Origin of the sequence: Planococcus dechangensis (genome assembly GCF_042654465.1) — a bacterium.
In the GTDB taxonomy this organism is placed as follows: domain Bacteria; phylum Bacillota; class Bacilli; order Bacillales_A; family Planococcaceae; genus Planococcus; species Planococcus dechangensis.
In genome coordinates, this window is sequence record NZ_JBHSGL010000014.1 from 109,641 (window position 1) to 125,290 (window position 15,650).

Consider the following 15,650-nt stretch of genomic DNA (forward strand, 5'->3'; position numbering starts at 1 on the left):
AAAACAAGCCATGAAAAAATCCGCCTGCCGGTCATGCCGGCAGGCGGAAGTTTCCCTTATTTTTTCACTGCTTGATCTTTCAACGAGCGGCGCAGGATTTTGCCTGTCGTGTTTTTCGGCAGCTCGTCGAGGATTTCGACGTTGCGCGGCACTTTGTATTTAGCCAAATGCTCCGCACAATATTCTTTCAGCTCATCGATAGTCACCGATGTGTCTTTCAAGACGACGTATGCGTTGACCGCTTCACCAAAGTCAGCGTCCGGCAAGCCGACAACCGCCGCTTCGACAATTGCCGGGTGGGCGAATAGCACTTCTTCCACTTCACGGGGATAGACATTATAGCCGCCGACGATGATCATGTCTTTTTTGCGGTCGACGATAAAGAAATAGCCTTCTTCATCGATTTTCGCCAGGTCCCCTGTGTAAAGCCAGCCGTCTTTGATGGCAGCTTGCGTTTCCTCAGGCATTTTGTAATAGCCTTTCATGACGTTCGGTCCGCGGACGATCAATTCGCCCACTTCCCCGACTGGCACTTCCTCGCCGAGTTCATTGACGACTTTGTTCTCGACATTGATGATCGACGTGCCGATCGATCCGGCTTTACGTTCGCGGTCGATCGGGTTAAAGCACGTGACAGGTGAAGCTTCGGACAAGCCGTAGCCTTCGGAGATGCGCACATTGAATTTATCTTCAAAATTATGCAGCAACGCAACCGGCATCGCGGATCCGCCGGAAATCGCCAAGCGCACGGAGGCGAAATCAGCTGGATCCACTTCCGGCAGCTGGTACATAAAATTGAACATCGTCGGTACACCCGCGAAGACGGTCGCTTTTGATGCTTTGACGCTTGCGAATACTTCCTGAGGCGTGAAGCGCGGCACAAGAACGATCGTTGCGCCTTGCATAAGCGGAGCATTGACGACGACCGTCAAAGCAAAGACGTGGAAGACAGGCAATGTTGCAATAACCCGGTCATCCGGCGTGATCTGGAGATACTCAGCAACGTCTCGTGCATTGGAATAGAGATTGCCATGCGTCAACATGGCGCCTTTCGGTTTGCCGGTCGTGCCGGATGTGTACAGGATGACCGCATTGTCGTTTTCCACAATATCCACTGTGCCGGTAAATGCCTCGGCTTTTTCCAGTATGGCAGTGAATGACCGTATTTTGCCTTTGACCGCATCCGGCAATTGCGCCATTTTTTCTCCAGTCGATGGGTCGGTTTCGCAAATGATGTAAGTCTCTACTGCCGGCAATGCTTGATGCGCCTTTTCTACAAGCGGCAGCAGCGCATCAAGCGCAACGACTACTTTGGCATCACTATTATTGACGATGTAAGCGATTTCATCAGGGCTATAGATCGGGTTGATCGGCACCGCTGTCGCGCCGAGGCGCATCGTAGCATAAAGCGAAATAAGAAAATGCGGGGTATTGCTCAGTAGAAATGCAACGTGATCCCCTTTTTCCACGCCCAGTTCTTGCAATGCACCTGCGAATTTCGAAACGGATTGGTCAAATTCTCCGTAAGATGTTTCTTTGCCCATGAACGTATAGGCAACTCGGCCTGCTTCTTGCTGTGCGATTTCGTGAACACGTTCTCCCAAGTTCATTAAGATCCCTCTTTCTATTGAATGAATACTCATTCATATTTACTTTATTCATTATAAAATAAATCTTCAGACAATACAACATGCACCTAAAATAGCCCAGTCAAAAAGCTGCCGGTGATACTCCGGCAGCTTCGTCAATATGCTTTTAAATGGGCGATATAGCGCCAACGGATCAAAAAGAAATACAAAATCTGCATCAACGTGAATCCACCGAGTACAATTGCCATTTCCGACAGGATCGACAATTCCGCGAACTCGTCCCAGACGACTTGCAGGGAGATGAAAGCAAACGCACTATGGAGCAGTGCCAGTGCCCAAGGGAGGAAAAACAGCGGCACCAACTGCCTGTTGACAACTTTTCCGAGCTCCCGTTCGGTCATCCCGAGGCGCACCATCAATTGATACTGCCTGCGGTCGCGCTCGAGCCCCGTATACAATCTGAAGTATATAAAGCTGCCTGCAGCTAATAAAAATACTGCGGCCACCATCAACCCGATAAACAATAGCAATGCGAAAGAAGATTTAAACCAGCGGTATTCGTAACCTGGATTTTCGAAATAATAATTGAGGTTGGCAAAATTGCCACTGACCATCGCTTCGCTGATCGGGTAACGGATCGTCTCGCCGATGGCTACCGTTTCGGTCCAGTCAGGAACATGGAATGCGTAATAGCGGAAATCCGATGCACCCGATGGAAAGCCCATCAGCGGCTCATCTACCGTGCTGAAATCTTCATTGTTTATGATGATCGTATTGGCGTTTAAGGTATGCGCCGGAAACAACACTTGTGGATAAGTGCGGTCGATTGTCAGCTCTACGCCGCTTTCCATGAGTTCTGTTTCTGCATAGCTATTTTGCAGCTCCCGCAGCGACTCTTGCGAAAAGGGCACAAACATCCCTTCCCCGGCTTCTAAATCAGCCGGTTCATGTCCAAGCGCTGCCGCAAGCCGGTTAAATTCGGACAATGCCATGATGTCGACATCATTGCCGCTCGCGCTGGATGTTTGCCGCTTCACTTCGAGCGGGACGAGCGTGAACGCAAGTTGTTCTTGTTGGAGTTCACGCTTCAGCTGGGCTAATTGCTGTTGCTCTTGTTCATTGCCGTCAAAAGATACATAAATGAGCCCGAGTGGATTGCTTTGACGGAATTCCGCGGTGTACGACGTGAATGAAGCAAGCGTGCCGACCGTCAAGAACGCCACCGTTGAAACGATGGTGACGATAAAGAACATTTGCGCACTGTCTTTTAATTTAACGGCCGTTTCGGCGAGCGACACGAGTCGTGTTTTGTGCCAATATATACTGCGCCGTTTTTTATACAAATGCAAAAACGTATGAATCGAATGCGTGAAAAACAAATACGTGCCGATGGTGGCAAGTGGCGGCACGATAAATACCATGACATAAACCGTCCGGTCGGATACCGTCGCAGCCAAAAAATAAGCCACTCCGAGCAGCACTACGCCGAACGCTGACAAGACCGGTGAATATGCCGCTTCATCTTCCGTTTTCCAGAACCCTTCAAGCAAATCGACGACGCGCTTCGTGCGGATAAAGGACACGCTGATGATGGAGATGATAATGAATAAACTGGCAAATGCGCCGATAGTGAGCAGAAACGGCTTCCAGGAATAATACAGCGGCAATTCTTCCAACTGCATGATTTCGCGCCCGATCATAAAAAAGAATTTCGTAAACGCAAAACCGAATACAATGCCCGCCGCTGTCGACAAGCCGCCGAGGATCATCGTTTCGAAAAACACCAATTTATTGAGCTGCTTTTTGCTCATGCCAAGATGCATCAAAACGCCGAATTCTTTCGACCGCGCCTGCAAAAAGGCACTTAAGGAATAAAACAAAAAGAACAAGGTGAAAATGTACAGCACAATCTCTGCAATAAACATCCCCTGCACCGCCAGCACCTGGAAACCTTCTTCTTCAAATAACGGATGGAAGATAAACATCGAATAAATAAAAAATACCATGACTGAAAACACACTGGCCAAAAGAAATGCCGCATAGCTCCGCAAATTCCGGAAAACGTTACGGAAGGCGAGTTGGCGAAAGGTCATTGACGGAGCCCCCCAATAGAGATAGCACGTTGAGGATCTTTTGATAGAAGGTTTGGCGGCGTTCATCCCCGTAGATTTCGTTGAAAAATTCGCCGTCTTTAATAAACAGCACACGGTCGCAATAGCTGGCGGCGATCGGGTCATGCGTCACCATGATGATCGTCGTCCCTTCTTCACGGCTCAAGCCGCTCAATAGCTCGAGCACGTCCCTTGACGCTTTCGAATCAAGGTTGCCAGTCGGCTCGTCGGCTAATATGAGCGCCGGTCGGTGGATGAGCGCGCGACCGATCGCTGTGCGCTGTGCTTCCCCGCCGGAAATTTCGTTCGGTTTTTTGTGAAGAAATGACTGCAAGTTCAGGCGTTCGGCCAGTTGCTGCACGCGGCTTTCCATCTCTTTGATCGGCATACCGTCAAGCGTCAGCGGCAGTACCAAGTTTTCTTCCACTGTCAACATTTGCAGCAAGTTGAAATCCTGGAACACGAAACCGAGCTGGCGCCTGCGGAAAAGCGGCAGCTCATCCTTGTCCAGTAGATGGGGATTCGTGCCATTGATGAAGATGGAACCGGACGTCAAGGAATCGATCGTCGATATCAAATTCAATAATGTGGTCTTGCCACTGCCGGATGGGCCCATGACTGCCAGGAATTCACCCTTTTCCACTTCAAAACTCAATTGGTTGAGGGCACGGTGCGTCACTTTTCCTTCATAGACTTTTGTCACTTCATCGATTTTCACTACTGTCATGTTGTTCCTCCTACGCTCCGTTCCTGATAAGGAAAGACGATCGATACTGTCGTGCCTTGGCCTTTCACTGATTCGATTTTCAGTTCATGGCCGAGCCGGTTGCACACTTCCTGAGCCAAATACAGCCCCATGCCGGTCGACTCTTCGCTCAGGCGCCCATTTTCCCCGGTAAAGAATGCTTTCGTCACACGCGGCAAGTCTGAAGGCGGAATCCCGATGCCTTCGTCCTGAATGGACAGCGTAATCGTGCCCTCTAAACAACTTGCGCGGATATAGAGTTTTTTGTTTTGCTCAAAGGTGTATTTGACCGCATTGGTCAGCAATTGGCCGATGATGAATTTCATCCACTTGCGGTCTGTCGCCACTTGAAAGCGTTCTTCAATGTCGATTTCGGGATAGACACGGCGTGAAATGAATAAACGTTTGTTTTCCGTCACTATTTCCGTGACCATGCCGCGCAATGATGCCTGCTCGATATGCATGTCTTGCTCGAACGTATCGAGGCGGGCATTCATTAATACCGTATCGAGTCCGGCGCGCAAGCGGTCCACTTCCTCTCGGATGCTTGCTTTGTCGAGTTCGCCTGGCTCCTGAAGCAATAAATGCATAACCGATAGCGGCGTCTTCATCTGGTGCACCCATTGGTTGATAAACTGCAGATGACGGGTTTGTCCTGCGTATAGCGACTGCACTTCATATTGGTAGAGCTGGTAAAGTTTTTGCATATACAATTCGGTCTGCACCGTCTCGGGTGACCGCCCTTCTCGCTGCAAAGCATGCTCCATATTCGGCGGGTCGCTCAGCAGCCGCTCATAATAACGGTAGCGCATCGCGAAGCGGACCCCGAGAAAGCTCACCAACAGTAAAATGCTGATGATGAACGAATAGACAGCGGTTTCCAAGTTGCGGAAGCCATCCAACCAGTAAAGCAATAATATAAAGCCTACCAGCAGCAGTTGAAAAACGACAAATACGGCATGTTCGCGCAGAAATAACCGCAACATCATTGTTCCTCCCTGCCGAGCACAAGCCGGTATCCAGCCCCGCGCACTGTTTCGATAAAGCTTTGAATTCCATAATCCGAAAGTTTCTTGCGCACACGCGCCATATTGACATTCAATGTGTTCTCGTCCACAAAGGCCTGATCATCCCATAATTCTTCGAGCAATTGTTCACGCGTCACCACTTTTGGATAGGCCGTCATCAGCAATTCCAGAATGGTGCTTTCCTTTTTCTGAAGTGGGATCTCCATTTCGCGGCAATGCAGTTCAAGCCGCTCCATATACAAGGCGAGTCGCCCCGCACGCACAGTGCGCTCTTCTTGTTTCGGTGCATACTCTCCGTAAGCCCTTCTTAAATGGCTTCTTATTTTTGCAAGGACGATTTCATAATGGAAAGGTTTCGTAATAAAGTCATCGCCACCGTTTTCAAGTGCGAAAACTTGGTCCATCTCCCCAGACCGAGCGGAAATGAACAAAATAGGACATGTGGTCTGTTGCCTCAACTGCCGACACCAATAATAGCCGTCATAAGAAGGCAAGTTAATATCCAGCAAGATCAAATGGGGGTCGAACGCAAGAAATTCTTCTACGATGCGGTCAAAATCCGTTACAGTTTCCACTCGGTAATGATATTTTCGCAATGTATCCGATAAAAGTGCTGCGATTTTCGCATCGTCCTCTACAATGAATATCCGCTGTTGATCCATCTTTCTTCCCCCCTTTCGTTTCTTTCTATTCTAACAAAAGAGCCTGCTCGAAAGCAGGCTCTACAAAAAATCTTAATAAATCAACTTGAGGAAATCTTCCGTCGTAATGCCACCGAGCAGTTTCGGGATATCGATTTCTTCAATGGCTTCAGCTAAAGCAGCTCGTTCATACTTCACACCGGAAATCGCCTGTTCGATCTCCGATACGTCGCCGACTCCGAAAAAGTCGCCGTAAATATGCGCTTCTTGAACAATGCCTTTTTCAACTTGCAAGCGGACATCGATGCCGCCTACCGGGAATCTGTGAGAATGCTTGATATTGAATTTCGGTGATTTTCCGTAATTCCAATCCCAATTTGCATAACGTTCTTTCGATAGCTCATGAATATTTCCCCAGTCTTCATCAGTCAATTCCCAGTAACGGACATTTTCCTCACCATCAAAAATCGAATGCAGCACAGCTTCACGGAATTGTTCGACTGACATTTGCTGGTCGAGGAATTCCGAAATATTCGCCACGCGGCTACGGATCGACTTGATGCCTTTCGATTCAATTTTTTCTTTATTGACTTTTAAAGCCGACACTACTTCGTCCATTTTCGTATCGAATAAAAGCGTGCCATGGCTAAACATACGGCCGCGTGTCGCGAACTGGGCATTGCCGGAAATTTTACGCCCTTCGGCAAGCAGGTCATTACGCCCCGACAATTCGGCATTGACGCCCATGTCTTGAAGCGCTTTGACGACCGGCTCCGTGAATTTGCGGAAATCACGGAAACTGTTGCCGTCGTCTTTTGTAATAAAACTGAAATTCAAATTGCCGTGGTCATGGTAGACTGCACCGCCGCCGGAAAGCCGTCTCACGACGTGGATGCCGTTAGCGTCCACATAATCTGTATTGATTTCTTCAGACGTGTTCTGATTTTTGCCGATAATGATAGACGGCTCATTGATATAGAACAGCAAAAATGGATTTTGGTCGATATCCATCGTTTTCAGCAAATATTCTTCTATTGCCAAGTTGATGCGGGGATCTGTAATGCCTTTATTGTCTACGAAATACATGATCTCTCTCCTTTTTCCTACTGACTATCTCCATTTTAACGGAATTTTTGAAATTAATCACGGTTTAGGGTTGACGAATCGAAACTGTTATAATACACTGTGTTTATCCCATACAGTACTATAACAAAAAGGAGCTGGAGAAAATGATTGAAAACGTAGTCGAATTTTTCAAAAACCTGCCACCGAAACAATGTGCCACTTGCGGAGATAAAATTGAAGAGCAGCACGAATGCTACGGCAATCATTGCCAGACCTGCAACGAAATTTAAAAAAGCAAAACGGCCGGAGATTTTCTCCGGCCGTTTTTTTATGGGTTTTTCGTTTTAGTGCTGTACTAGTTGAACCGAATACGGCGTTGCATCAATGTCCCATTTCATGCATGGCATCGGCATCGTCGCTGTCATCCGGCACGATGGACTCCGGATCCGGGTCGCCGACCGTCAATTCCATTTTGGGCATAACATGCATGCGGCGTGCCGTCGTATGGGCTTGGATGAAGTAAACCCCTTCTTCATCAAATGTCCACGTATGTTCATAAACGCCGCTTTCAGTATGGACAGCTTCTAGCATTTCGCTATGTCCACGATCTCCGGACTCCCACACTTCGAACACCACTTCATCTGCATCTTCAATTGCTTCTCCGCCTTGTGAAACAGCAGCAGATAACACGAGCTCGTCGCCCGGATCGGCGGTCTCTGCGATATTGAACTCGACTTCCACTTGCTCCAGTGTATCGCCGGCTCCCGCTGAGGCATCTTCATCTGCACAGGCAGCCAATAGCAGCAACGACAACATCAAGACAATCCATTTTTTCATGCAATCTTCTCTCCTGACGCTTAGCCCCGTTCAGCCGCATGCGCTGTAACAGCAGTTAAGCATTGCTTACTTTCTGGATCCAGCTTGCTATCCAGATCAGTTTTCGTTCAATTTTTTCAAGACGACATTGGCCATTCCATCGATAAACAACGGATCCACATTTGGCATTTCCGGACGGCGGTAAGTTGCGCCGATTTCATCGCACACCACTTTGCATTCATAGTCGTTATCATACAACACTTCCAAATGATCCGTAATAAAGCCGACTGGCGTGTAGACAAATGAATTATAGCCTTTTTCTTCATGCAAATCGCGCGTCAAATCCTGGACATCCGGCCCGATCCACGGCTCCGGTGTCTGCCCGGCGCTTTGCCAGCCGATTTCGTAATTTTCAACCCCCGCCGCTTCTGCGATCAAGTCCGCTGTTTCTTTCAATTGATCCGGGTAAGGGTCGCCGTTTGCAATGATTTTCTCCGGCAATGAATGTGCAGAAACGATCAAGCAGGCTTTCGCGCGCTCTTGTTCTGACATTTCAGCGAACGCAGCGCTCACTTTCTCGCTCCAGAATTGAATGAATTTCGGCTCTGTGTACCAGCTTTCAACTGAAGTCAGCTTGATGCCGAGTTTATCGGCTGTTTCTTTTGCACGGCCGTTGTAGGACTTGACGGAGAATGTCGAGAAATGCGGCGCAAGAACGATTGAAATCGCTTCTTCGATGCCGTCTTTTTTCATTTCTTCCACGCCGTCTTCCACAAATGGCTCGATATGCTTCAAACCAAGGTACATTTTGAACTCAATATCGTCCTGCAGTTCGTTCAAACGGTCACACAAGCCATTCGCCTGGTCTTCCGTGATTCTAGCCAGCGGTGAAATGCCGCCGATCGCTTTGTAGCGGTCTTTCAAATCCTGCAACGCTTCCTCGCTCGGTTTGCGGCCACGTCGAATATGCGTATAATAGCGCTCGATATCATCTTCCGTATACGGCGTACCATACGCCATTACCAATAATCCCATTGTCTTTTTCATCACGTTCACCTCATCAAAGTTTTGTTAGTTTTGGTTTGCCTTATGTGCTGAACTGTACTCATGAATGAATGCAGTCAAACGCTTCAATGTAGCCGGATTCACTTCCGGGAAGACGCCATGGCCAAGGTTGAATACATAGCCGTCATTTTGCATTCCCATATCCAAAATCTTTTTTGTACGCTCTTCGATAACGGACCAATCTGCCAGCAAATAAGACGGGTCAAAATTCCCCATTAACGCTTTCGTCAAGCCTTTTTCGCGTGCTTCTGAAATCGGCAAGCGCCAGTCGAGCCCGACAACGTCTACAGGCAGGTCATGCCATTCTTTCGCCAGATGGCTTGCCCCCACACCGAATATCGTCATCGGCACGCCTTCTTTGCCGATTTCAGTGAAGATACGGTCCATGACCGGCTTGATGAAAATGCGGTAATCTTCCACGTTCAATGCTCCGACCCACGAGTCGAAGATTTGGATCGCTTTTGCTCCGGCACGGATTTGTGCTTTGACATATGGAATGATCGTATCCGCCAATTTGTCCATTAACGCAAACCACATTTCCGGTTCGGACACCATCATTGCTTTTGTTTTGTTATAGCTCTTGGATGGGCCGCCTTCGATCATATAGCTTGCAAGTGTAAACGGTGCTCCGGCAAAACCGATAAGCGGTACGTTCAATTGCTCTTCAGTGAGGATCTTGATGGTCTTCAATACATAATCAACGTCCTGCTCAGGGTTAATTTCACCGAGGCGATCGATATCCGCTTTTGTACGGATCGGATTGCTGATAACCGGGCCAATGCCTGCTTTGATTTTGACATCCACACCGATTGCTGGAAGCGGTGTCACGATATCTTTGTAGAGGATCGCTGCATCCACATTGTATTGATCGACTGGAAGCTTAGTGACATAAGCACAAAGTTCCGGCTGGTGCGTGATTTCCTCAAGAGAGTATTTTTCTTTGATCTTCATGTATTCCGGCTGGGAACGGCCAGCCTGGCGCATATACCAAACTGGTACATGGTCGGTTTTTTCTCCGCGCGCTGCGCGCAAATACGTATCATTAAAAGTCATGAGTCGTTTCATCCCTTCATTCTTTGCATCTTTGGTATATTCGTCATTATCCGTCTATACTATAGACGCTCCGCACCCTATTGTATAGAATCCGGAGACAATTGTCATAAATTAGACCCGAATCCCTTCACTGTTTAGACACCTTCCGTTTCAAGATTCTGCGTTTCGGGAAATATGGAGTATAATTCGATTTTCATTTCCAATATTAGGAGGCTATCCAATGAATATTTATATGACCACTGGCACATACGAGTTTATGAAAAAGATGCGCGACAAACATCCTGAAGAAACGATGGTGCTGATGCAAGGCGAAAATACGACCTTGCTGCTGCATGAAACCGAAGGAAAAACCATTTTCCAGACACCCCGCCGCTACGAAGTGGTTGACGGCACAGGTGAATTCAGCGAAAAAGGCTTTTTCGTCATGAACAATATTCCTGTTGCAGACGAGGGCAGGCCTGTCTTCGAGCACCGCTTCAAAAATCGCGCAGGTACTATCGAAAACGAACCAGGATATGTCGCGTTCCGTGTTTTGCGGCCGCTCCATTCCGATACGTATGTTGTTTTGACCGAATGGGAATCCCCTGGTTTCTACGAGCAATGGAAGGAATCACAAGCATTCGCCAAGGCGCATTCTGAAAAACCGGCACAGGAAACGGCACCGCGTGCAAATATTTTTGCAGGTTCTTCTTATGTGACGACCTATAAGGCCAAACCGGAAGAGGATCAGTAAAACCGACATTGCCAGCTGTTTTGTTATATTATTATAGAAGAAATTTGTTTTAGGAGGAACTTATAGTGGTATTCATTTATTTCTTGCTGGCCGCGGCAGTCACCGTATTTGCCGCAATCAAGCTGTCGCAGTATGCGGATGTCATCAGTGAAAAATCCGCAATGGGCGGCATGATGGTCGGCACATTGCTGCTGGCGGGCGCGACTTCGCTGCCGGAAATCTCGACCAGTTTTTCTGCTGCTGCGATCGGAAATGCAGATATTGCAGTCGGTAATATGGTCGGGTCCAATCTATTCAATTTATTCATTCTGGCAGGGTTCGACTTAATGTTGAATAAACGCCGCCTTCTCGACCGCGTATCAAAAGACCATACCTACTCTTCCATGCTTGGGATTTTCCTGACGGTGCTGTTGATTTTGGCATTGTGGTTGCGTACAGATGTTACGGTCTTGGGCATCGGCCTTGATGCGCTAGCGATTGGCCTGGCATATGTCATCGGCATGTATGTTATCAATAAGCTGCCGAACTTAGACACTATCGAGCTGGATGAAGAGCCGCCTGATGCCAAGGCGCCCAAAAACCCTAGCGCCCATTTATCCCCGAAGCACGCAGGAATCCGTTTTGTGATTTTCGCCTTGGTTATCATGGCAGCGGGGACCGCATTGTCGATTACAGGTGATGAGATTGCTGTTGTGACAGGCATTGGTTCTAGTTTTGTCGGCAGTTTCCTTGTTGCTGCAGCTACTTCATTGCCTGAAGCGATTTCGGTATTTGTCGCATTGCGCCTATCCAACGTCAATATGGCGGTCGGCGCGATTCTCGGCAGCAATATTTTCAACATGGTCATCTTGGCATTGTCCGACCCGGTTTACACTGAAGGATCTATTCTTGCAGAAGTATCTGGAGCCAATATGATTATGGCGGTCGCAGTGCTCATTATGAGTGTCTTGACGCTATTTTCACTTTTCAGAACCAATACCAAATCTACTCTTACTTACAGCATACCCTCGATACTGGTGTTAGCATTATACTTTATCGCATCGTACCTGAATTTCACCTATTGACAGAACGGGCCTTGCCCGTTCTGTTTTTTACTATGTTAAACTATAGGCAATGCAGAAAATTAGGAAGGATTTGATCTGATGCTTGAGAAAATATTCGCTGAACTTGATAATGCCTACCCCGAAATGGTGGAAATCCGCCGTTATCTCCATATGCATCCCGAACCGTCATTCCATGAAACAGAAACCGCTAAATTTATTCGCAATTTTTATGAACAACTCGGTGTAGACATTCGCTACAATGTCGGCGGCAATGGCGTCATCGCCACCATCCGCGGCGGAAAGCCCGGAAAAACCATTGCCTTGCGCGCTGACTTCGATGCCTTGCCGATTCAGGACCAAAAAGAGACCAGCTATAAATCTACCGTGCCGAATGTCGTCCACGCATGCGGCCATGATGGCCATACCGCGACGTTGCTCGTTCTAGGCAAAGTGCTTCACAGGCTTCGCGAAGAATTGCCAGGCACCTACGTACTCATCCATCAACATGCAGAAGAACTAGCTCCCGGCGGTGCCAAACCGATGATCGAAGACGGTGCACTGGACGGCGTCGATGTAATTTTCGGAACACATCTATGGTCGACAACGCCATTCGGCCGCATCGACTACCGGACCGGTCCGATCATGGCGGCAGCAGACCGTTTTGAAATCACCGTCCAAGGACGCGGCGGCCACGGTGCGATGCCGCACGAAACCGTCGATGCCGTTGTAGCTGGCGCTCAATTGGTCAATAATTTGCAACAACTCGTCTCACGCCGCGTCGACCCGTTGGAGTCTGCCGTATTGACGATTGCCTCATTCATGGCCGAGAATCCGTTCAATATCATTGCCGACCAATCCAAGCTAAACGGTACGGTACGGTCGTTTACCGAACAGACGCGCAGCTTAGTGGAGCATGAAATGCAGCGCATTGTCGACGGCACCGCGACCGCAACAGGCAGCCAGATCGACTTCAAGTTCCATCGCGGCTATCCCCCTGTCGTCAATCACGCAAAAGAAACCGAGTTTTTGAAAGATTTGGCTGCAGACGTTCCGGGTGTCACGCAAGTCAATAATTGCCCGCCTCAAATGGGCGGTGAAGATTTCGCTTATTATTTGGAAGAAATCCCAGGCACCTTCTTCTTCACCGGCGCAATGCCGGACGGTGAAGTGTACCCTCACCACCACCCGAAATTCGATTTCAAAGAAGAAGCGATGCTGATCGCTGCCAAAACGCTTGGCAAAGCTGCAGTCACTTCGCACGAATAAGCTGTTGAATAGAATAGAAAATATTTAACGTAAAAAAGCCGGAAAAACGAATGTTTTCTCCGGCTTTGAGACTGTCGAAAAAGTCTAACTAAAATGAATAATTGTGCATAAGCCAACCGATCTATCCACTTCGCTTTCCGTGGGCTCAGCTTCAGCCTTCGCTGTCCCACAGCAGTCTTCGTGGCCAGACCGGTTGTCAGCAGGTGGATCAAGTCAGGGAGAGTCACGAACTACCACGCTTTTCGCAAACAGTCTCTCAAGGATTCGGAGCGCAATGCGGCGACTCCAGCGGAAGAACGGAGTGATGAGACCCCGCAGGAGCTTGCGACGAGGAGGCTCAGCGCTTCGTCCGCGGAAAGCGTCCGCATGTAGCGCAGATTCCTGTATACCGAAGCTGACCTGTCTTTTTATTCTTTTAAAACAATGAAAATTCAGTTGTCCACTACCTGAAAGCCGGAGAAAGCGAATGTTTCCTCCGGCTTCTTCTTGTTCATTTATAATCGCTGTTTAGCTGATTTTCTTCTCGCGCCTGCAAGCGTCGCAAAAGATACTACGACAATCACCAATAGGGTGATGGCTGATGTGGCAAACTGGCCGGCAATCGCCAATACGGAAAACGCCGCTGCCGCTTGGATCATCTGGACGCTGACAACCCATCCCCACACCGCTTTTTCCCGGCTATGTTTGCTGAGCGGAAACAATTGATCCATTCGGAAATGCTGCGATTGGTTGAGCCCTTGCCAAAGCTGGATGCTTGAAGCGAATGCCAAGGCACCCGCAAACAAGGCAATCGCCAGCGGAAACGGGATTAGCCAAGCTCCCGCTAGGATGATGAGCGTCAAACGGACCCATAAAAAGAATAATTCATCCGAGCGGATAAATGTCCGGCTCACTAAATACAAATGTGCATTGGCCGGTTTGCTGTTGATCAACCGATAAACTCCATTAAGCCATCTGCGCTCTCTGACTTTCCCCTTTAGATGCGGAACATCGGTGAAATAATTGGCGAATTGGTAAAAGCGCAGCATGCGGTTTTCTTCCAACTCGATAAAATGGCCGTACGGAAACGCTTTGCCTGCCGCGCTGCGCTCAATCCATCTGCCATAGAAAATCATGGCAAATAAAAATAGTGCTGCGATGAGGATATGTGCTTCTATATACGACCAAACAAATCCGCCGATGAACAAAAACCGCATGGACCGCTCGAGCCATACCTTGTGGCCGCCAGCGGATTTTCGCCAGTGGAATTCGCTCTTGACGTTCCACCATTTTACGAGCAGCAGCAAAACCGGAAAGCCGATCAAATAAGATGATGGCAACCCGTATAATGCATTGATGAGCGGCAATGAAACAACAAACGCCACAATCGGCAAGTACAGCTGCGACACAAACGTCCTGCGCAGCGCCGGTTTTAAATACTCATCGAGCCTGCTCTCCAGCGGCAGCAAGTAAACGCTGTCCGCTTCCTTCAATAATGTTACAGGCGGGCTGTAAGCGAGGAGCGAGCCGAAAATCAAGGCCATCAGCCAAGCTGCCGGAAAGTCAGGCGGCACATCCTGGACCCACTCGCTATAAGCATAGCCTGCGGCCCCGATGGCAAATAACATGACGACCGCAATATGGCCAGTGACGATAAACTTTAAATAGTTCTGAACTTCAGCGCTGTAGCGGCGAAGCCGCTTTTCCCATACTTCATGCAAGTTCTTCATTGTCGTCATCCTCAGTCATCGCAATATACAAATCATCGAGCGATGCATCCGGCATGCCAAACGCCTGGCGCAGCTCAGGCATTGTGCCCATCGCACGCACACGGCCGTTATGGAGCAGGATGATGCGATCGCAATAGCGCTCAGCTGTCGACAAAATATGGGTCGACATGAGGACCGATGCGCCTTTTCGCTTTTGCTCTTCCATTTGGTCGAGCAATGACTTGATGCCAAGCGGGTCAAGTCCGACAAACGGCTCGTCGATGATATACAAATCCGGATCGACCAAAAAGGCTCCCATGATCATCACTTTTTGGCGCATCCCTTTCGAGAAATGTGCCGGGAACCATTTCAAGCGCTTTTCCATACGGAATTCCTTTAATAACTCTGCAGACCTTTTTTCAAATGTCTCCTGGTCCAACCCGTATGCCATCGCCGTCAATTCCAGATGCTCGCGCAATGTCAGTTCTTCATAAAGCACCGGCGTCTCTGGAATATACGAAAAAGATGACCGGTAGGCATCGATATCTTCACCAAACGTCCGGCCATTCAAGCGGATCGTACCTGATTTCGGCTGCATGATGCCGATGATGTGCTTGATCGTCGTACTCTTTCCGGCACCGTTCAAACCGATCAGCCCGACCAATTCACCTTTTCCAATCGAAAAACTGACGTCTTTTAAAACAGGCTTGCGTGTATAGCCGCCTGTAAGATTCTCAACTTCCAATATCGCCACTTACAACACCTCTTTCTTCTATATACCATTGTATCAAAACTGAGGTGTGAATT

15 protein-coding genes are annotated in these 15,650 nt (G+C 48.5%); 4 read left to right on the forward strand and 11 right to left on the reverse strand.

Going from position 1 to position 15,650, the window contains the following annotated elements:
• Positions 1-56: 56 nt before the first annotated feature.
• From ACFO5U_RS14020 to ACFO5U_RS14045, 6 genes are all read right to left on the reverse strand, one after another.
• Positions 57-1,610: a fatty acid--CoA ligase family protein gene (locus tag ACFO5U_RS14020; protein ID WP_377279720.1), complete on the reverse strand. Its 1,554-nt coding sequence runs from the start codon at positions 1,608-1,610 to the stop codon at positions 57-59.
• Positions 1,611-1,744: 134 nt separating this feature from the next.
• Positions 1,745-3,682 carry an FtsX-like permease family protein gene (locus tag ACFO5U_RS14025; protein ID WP_377279721.1) on the reverse strand — a complete coding sequence of 646 codons (1,938 nt, stop codon included), beginning with the start codon at positions 3,680-3,682 and terminating at the stop codon, positions 1,745-1,747.
• Positions 3,654-4,427, reverse strand: coding sequence for an ABC transporter ATP-binding protein (locus ACFO5U_RS14030; protein WP_377279722.1), 774 nt, complete (start codon positions 4,425-4,427; stop codon positions 3,654-3,656). The genes ACFO5U_RS14025 and ACFO5U_RS14030 overlap by 29 nt, the downstream gene beginning before the upstream one ends.
• Positions 4,424-5,431: a sensor histidine kinase gene (locus tag ACFO5U_RS14035; RefSeq protein WP_377279723.1), complete on the reverse strand. Its 1,008-nt coding sequence runs from the start codon at positions 5,429-5,431 to the stop codon at positions 4,424-4,426. Before ACFO5U_RS14035 ends, ACFO5U_RS14030 begins: the two co-directional genes overlap by 4 nt.
• The gene (locus ACFO5U_RS14040; RefSeq protein WP_377279724.1) at positions 5,431-6,135 is read right to left on the reverse strand and encodes a winged helix-turn-helix domain-containing protein; all 705 of its coding nucleotides are present in this window, start codon (positions 6,133-6,135) and stop codon (positions 5,431-5,433) included. The genes ACFO5U_RS14035 and ACFO5U_RS14040 overlap by 1 nt, the downstream gene beginning before the upstream one ends.
• A 72-nt stretch (positions 6,136-6,207) precedes the next feature.
• The gene (locus ACFO5U_RS14045) at positions 6,208-7,200 is read right to left on the reverse strand and encodes a lipoate--protein ligase (RefSeq protein WP_377279725.1); all 993 of its coding nucleotides are present in this window, start codon (positions 7,198-7,200) and stop codon (positions 6,208-6,210) included.
• 143 nt (positions 7,201-7,343) lie between these two features.
• On the opposite strand from ACFO5U_RS14045, the gene yhfH reads away from it, so the two are divergent.
• The gene (gene yhfH / locus ACFO5U_RS14050; protein ID WP_377279726.1) at positions 7,344-7,469 is read left to right on the forward strand and encodes a protein YhfH; all 126 of its coding nucleotides are present in this window, start codon (positions 7,344-7,346) and stop codon (positions 7,467-7,469) included.
• Between the two features lie 91 nt (positions 7,470-7,560).
• Here yhfH and ACFO5U_RS14055 read toward each other — a convergent pair whose 3' ends face one another.
• From ACFO5U_RS14055 to hemE, 3 genes are all read right to left on the reverse strand, one after another.
• Positions 7,561-8,016: a FixH family protein gene (locus ACFO5U_RS14055; protein ID WP_377279727.1), complete on the reverse strand. Its 456-nt coding sequence runs from the start codon at positions 8,014-8,016 to the stop codon at positions 7,561-7,563.
• A 96-nt stretch (positions 8,017-8,112) separates the two neighbouring features.
• Positions 8,113-9,045 (reverse strand): ferrochelatase, encoded by a 933-nt coding sequence (hemH, locus tag ACFO5U_RS14060; RefSeq protein ID WP_377279728.1) that lies wholly within the window; start codon positions 9,043-9,045, stop codon positions 8,113-8,115.
• A 21-nt stretch (positions 9,046-9,066) separates the two neighbouring features.
• Positions 9,067-10,113, reverse strand: coding sequence for a uroporphyrinogen decarboxylase (gene hemE / locus ACFO5U_RS14065; protein WP_377279729.1), 1,047 nt, complete (start codon positions 10,111-10,113; stop codon positions 9,067-9,069).
• A 220-nt stretch (positions 10,114-10,333) separates the two neighbouring features.
• Here hemE and ACFO5U_RS14070 point away from each other — a divergent pair, with 220 nt between their 5' ends.
• The 3 genes from ACFO5U_RS14070 to ACFO5U_RS14080 all read left to right on the forward strand — a co-directional run bounded on the left by ACFO5U_RS14070 (position 10,334) and on the right by ACFO5U_RS14080 (position 13,155).
• Positions 10,334-10,846: an antibiotic biosynthesis monooxygenase family protein gene (locus ACFO5U_RS14070; RefSeq protein ID WP_377279730.1), complete on the forward strand. Its 513-nt coding sequence runs from the start codon at positions 10,334-10,336 to the stop codon at positions 10,844-10,846.
• A gap of 65 nt (positions 10,847-10,911) precedes the next feature.
• Positions 10,912-11,910 carry a sodium:calcium antiporter gene (locus tag ACFO5U_RS14075; protein WP_377279731.1) on the forward strand — a complete coding sequence of 333 codons (999 nt, stop codon included), beginning with the start codon at positions 10,912-10,914 and terminating at the stop codon, positions 11,908-11,910.
• Positions 11,911-11,988: 78 nt separating this feature from the next.
• The gene (locus ACFO5U_RS14080; protein WP_377279732.1) at positions 11,989-13,155 is read left to right on the forward strand and encodes a M20 metallopeptidase family protein; all 1,167 of its coding nucleotides are present in this window, start codon (positions 11,989-11,991) and stop codon (positions 13,153-13,155) included.
• Positions 13,156-13,649: 494 nt separating this feature from the next.
• On the opposite strand, the gene ACFO5U_RS14085 is transcribed toward ACFO5U_RS14080, so the two are convergent.
• Complete coding sequence (locus tag ACFO5U_RS14085; protein WP_377279733.1) at positions 13,650-14,864, reverse strand: ABC transporter permease; 1,215 nt, start codon at positions 14,862-14,864, stop codon at positions 13,650-13,652.
• Complete coding sequence (locus tag ACFO5U_RS14090) at positions 14,848-15,597, reverse strand: ABC transporter ATP-binding protein (RefSeq protein WP_377279734.1); 750 nt, start codon at positions 15,595-15,597, stop codon at positions 14,848-14,850. The genes ACFO5U_RS14085 and ACFO5U_RS14090 overlap by 17 nt, the downstream gene beginning before the upstream one ends.
• Positions 15,598-15,650 lie beyond the last annotated feature (53 nt).

Coding starts and splice junctions, on each gene's coding strand:
- ACFO5U_RS14035 (WP_377279723.1), bottom strand. CDS start 5,431: ATGTTGCGGTTATTTCTGCGCGAACATGCCGTATTTGTCGTTTTTCAA.
- ACFO5U_RS14045 (WP_377279725.1), bottom strand. CDS start 7,200: ATGTATTTCGTAGACAATAAAGGCATTACAGATCCCCGCATCAACTTG.
- ACFO5U_RS14070 (WP_377279730.1), top strand. CDS start 10,334: ATGAATATTTATATGACCACTGGCACATACGAGTTTATGAAAAAGATG.
- ACFO5U_RS14085 (WP_377279733.1), bottom strand. CDS start 14,864: ATGAAGAACTTGCATGAAGTATGGGAAAAGCGGCTTCGCCGCTACAGC.
- ACFO5U_RS14040 (WP_377279724.1), bottom strand. CDS start 6,135: ATGGATCAACAGCGGATATTCATTGTAGAGGACGATGCGAAAATCGCA.
- hemE (WP_377279729.1), bottom strand. CDS start 10,113: ATGACTTTTAATGATACGTATTTGCGCGCAGCGCGCGGAGAAAAAACC.
- ACFO5U_RS14030 (WP_377279722.1), bottom strand. CDS start 4,427: ATGACAGTAGTGAAAATCGATGAAGTGACAAAAGTCTATGAAGGAAAA.
- ACFO5U_RS14025 (WP_377279721.1), bottom strand. CDS start 3,682: ATGACCTTTCGCCAACTCGCCTTCCGTAACGTTTTCCGGAATTTGCGG.
- ACFO5U_RS14055 (WP_377279727.1), bottom strand. CDS start 8,016: ATGAAAAAATGGATTGTCTTGATGTTGTCGTTGCTGCTATTGGCTGCC.
- yhfH (WP_377279726.1), top strand. CDS start 7,344: ATGATTGAAAACGTAGTCGAATTTTTCAAAAACCTGCCACCGAAACAA.
- ACFO5U_RS14080 (WP_377279732.1), top strand. CDS start 11,989: ATGCTTGAGAAAATATTCGCTGAACTTGATAATGCCTACCCCGAAATG.
- ACFO5U_RS14020 (WP_377279720.1), bottom strand. CDS start 1,610: ATGAACTTGGGAGAACGTGTTCACGAAATCGCACAGCAAGAAGCAGGC.